Origin of the sequence: Sulfuricurvum sp. (assembly GCF_019163035.1) — a bacterium.
Lineage (GTDB): Bacteria > Campylobacterota > Campylobacteria > Campylobacterales > Sulfurimonadaceae > Sulfuricurvum.
The window spans coordinates 1-2,913 of record NZ_JAFLKV010000041.1 but is presented as its reverse complement, the minus strand read 5'-3'; the positions used below and the strand labels follow the sequence as shown (position 1 = coordinate 2,913).

The following is a 2,913-nucleotide window of genomic DNA, read 5'->3' as shown; positions in this document are numbered from 1 at the left end:
CCGCCGCCGCTGAAGGATCCATGTGTGCCAAGATAAGGGCAACCGTTTGAGGATGCTCATTCATAATAAAGTCGGCTAACTGCTGTGGTTTAATTTTCGATAAAAAAGCAAAGTTTTGAGTACTTTGCATCGTTTTACTGAGTCGTTCTAATACTTTTTTAGCCTCTTCGGGTCCGAGGGCTTTGTAGAGAATCTCACGGGCATAATCCATACCGCCGGTATTAAGATACTGGTTAGATTGAATAATGGCATAAAACTCTTCGAGGACTGCTCCGCCGATATTTTTTTCAACCGAACGATTACTAGCGATGTATTTGGAAATTTCGGTAATTGTATCGACGTTCATACGTGAGAAAATAGTAGCAGTAACATCTTCACCGAGTTGCATAAGCAAAATAGCAATTTTTTCAGTCATACTCATTTCGTCAAAAGAGAGTTGCTGATTTGAATTGAGGGTCAATTTTGTTCCTACAGTATCGATAGTTTTAAATAATATATCAGAAGAGGGATGAAAACGGTATTAATTGACGGGTAGAAGTGCTCTTTAGCACTCCATTTCGATTACATTCCAAGGTAATCCTTGGGTATTCATCTCATCCATGAAGAAATCAGGATCGAGTTGTTCCATGTTGAACACCCCTTTTCCGCTCCATTTTCCTTCAACCATCAGTTTTGCACCGATAACGGCAGGGACACCTGTGGTGTATGAGACACCTTGGGATTTTACTTCGGCGTAGCACTCTTCGTGATCTTTTACTTGGTAGATATAGATTTTACGTTTTTTACCATCTTTTAGACCCTCGGCTACGATACCGATATTGGTTTTACCTTTGGTTCGAGGACCGAGTGATGCAGGGTCAGGGAGTAAGGTTTTTAGAAATTCCATCGGGACGATTTTCATACCATGGTGTTCTACCGGTTCGATTCCGAGCATCCCTACATTTTCGAGACATTTCATGTGGGTAATATAGCTCTGACCAAATGTCATAAAGAAACGGATACGTTTGAGACCGTGGATGTGTTTTACCAACGATTCCATCTCTTCGTGATACAACAGATAGCTGTCTTTTGGTCCCACTTCAGGATAATCCCATACTTGCATTATCTCTAACGGTGCGGTTTCGATCCATTCACCGTTCTCCCAATAACGTCCGTTTGCACTCACTTCACGGAGGTTGATCTCAGGGTTAAAGTTGGTAGCAAAAGCGTAGCCGTGATCCCCCGCATTACAGTCAAGGATATCGATGGTGTGGATCTCATCAAAATAGTGTTTTTGAGCATAGGCACAGAAAACATTGGTTGCACCCGGATCAAATCCGCTTCCGAGAAGTCCCATGATCCCCGCTTCTTTGAACGCCGCGTCACGTTCCCATTGAAGTTTATACTCGAATTTTGCCTCATCAGGATGTTCGTAATTGGCTGTGTCGAGGTATGGAGTCTTAGTAGCGATACACGCATCCATGATGGTGAGGTCTTGGTACGGTAGTGCAACGTTGATTAAAATAGAAGGAGAGTATTTTTGGATCAAGGCGATCACTTCATCGGTGTTATCCGCATCTACGGTTGTGATCTCGATAGCACCCTCTGGAAGTTCGCTTTTAATCTCTTCACAACGACCGATAGAACGGCTTGCTAAAATGATACGATCAAATACGGAATTGTTCATGACACATTTGTGTGTCACGACACGCCCTACTCCGCCGGCGCCGATAATAAGTGCAGTTGCCATAGTAAAACCTCTGATAAAAATAGTATGGAAATTATAAGCTAAAGTCTCTTACGAAAACGTTACAGACAAAATGCGTCTATGAGGACTAATCCCCAGATAAACGCCAACATTGTTAAGGAGAGAAATACCAATGCCGCACCGGCATCTTTTGCCCGTTTTGCGAGTTCGTGGTGATCAAATGTCACCAAATCAACCGTTCGTTCTACGGCACTGTTAATCATTTCCGCCATCATGGGGATAAATAAGGCTACCGATAGTATGGAGCTTTGTACAAAAGAGATCGGCAACATCCATGCACTAATCATACCCGAGACAAAAAGGATGATTTGCAAGCGAAACGATTTCTCGTTTTGACTCACTTCTAGCAAGCCGTTGAGGGCATAGCGGGTATTTTTAAAAAGGGTATATTTCGGTTTATTCAGCGCCATTGGTTTGTTCTCCCATAATTGTGCTCCATCCCTCATAGATACCGTGTTCTTGAATCGCCGATTCGTATAGAGATGTTGTTGTATCGGATACGATTTCCGGTGTGATTGCTTCGTTTTTGACCAAGACAACACCATACGCATGATCACTCTCATCATCATTGACGTACTCTTTTGCGCTATAGCCGTGTGATGAGAGCTGTGCTACGGTTCGTTCCATCGATGTTTTGGTTTGGAAAAAGAGATAATGTTCTACTTCTCGCTCTCTTGTGAGATCGTCTCCCGCTTCGAGAAGTGCCGAGATGGTGTGACGATTTTGAATACTCAGCAGAGCGTAAGGATCAGGAAAGAGATTATCACTGTACATCTCCCATTTGCTATCTCTGGATGAACCGCGTTCATAAACATATCCACCATGGTTACTCATCACTTCAGAACTGATGTTTTCAAATCGCTTGGCATGGGAGGCATAAAAATAAAATTCCGCCCACCCCTCTTTCATCACTCTGCCCGCAAATACAGTACCAAGTGAGGCATTGAGCGAGGTTATGAGATCATTGCTGAATGCTTCTAACTCATCGGTAACACTTTGTGCTTTGACAAAGAGCCATAATAGCCACGGGCGTTCTTCTTGGGGAGCTTCTTCGATAAGATCGAGTTCAACATCACATCGATAGGGTATGTTTTCATCATCGAGGAGTTCGTAAAATTCTATCATGTTCGTCAAAAACCTTATTTTTTTGTCATTATAAGGTCTTT

At 42.8% G+C, this 2,913-nt stretch carries 3 protein-coding genes and 1 pseudogene; all 4 read right to left on the bottom strand.

Annotated features, from left to right (window positions below):
* A pseudogene (locus JZU62_RS03825) lies at positions 1-460 on the bottom strand (flagellar motor switch protein FliG); the annotation flags it as partial.
* An 84-nt stretch (positions 461-544) separates the two neighbouring features.
* A complete protein-coding gene (locus JZU62_RS03820) occupies positions 545-1,729 on the bottom strand; it encodes a saccharopine dehydrogenase family protein (RefSeq protein WP_295012061.1) in 1,185 nt (394 codons plus the stop codon).
* Between the two features lie 59 nt (positions 1,730-1,788).
* On the bottom strand, positions 1,789-2,157 hold the full coding sequence (locus JZU62_RS03815) for a diacylglycerol kinase (RefSeq protein ID WP_295012059.1): 369 nt from the start codon (positions 2,155-2,157) through the stop codon (positions 1,789-1,791).
* Positions 2,144-2,872: a DUF695 domain-containing protein gene (locus tag JZU62_RS03810; protein ID WP_295012057.1), complete on the bottom strand. Its 729-nt coding sequence runs from the start codon at positions 2,870-2,872 to the stop codon at positions 2,144-2,146. The genes JZU62_RS03815 and JZU62_RS03810 overlap by 14 nt, the downstream gene beginning before the upstream one ends.
* Positions 2,873-2,913: the final 41 nt, after the last annotated feature.

Coding starts and splice junctions, on each gene's coding strand:
- JZU62_RS03820 (WP_295012061.1), bottom strand. CDS start 1,729: ATGGCAACTGCACTTATTATCGGCGCCGGCGGAGTAGGGCGTGTCGTG.
- JZU62_RS03810 (WP_295012057.1), bottom strand. CDS start 2,872: ATGATAGAATTTTACGAACTCCTCGATGATGAAAACATACCCTATCGA.
- JZU62_RS03815 (WP_295012059.1), bottom strand. CDS start 2,157: ATGGCGCTGAATAAACCGAAATATACCCTTTTTAAAAATACCCGCTAT.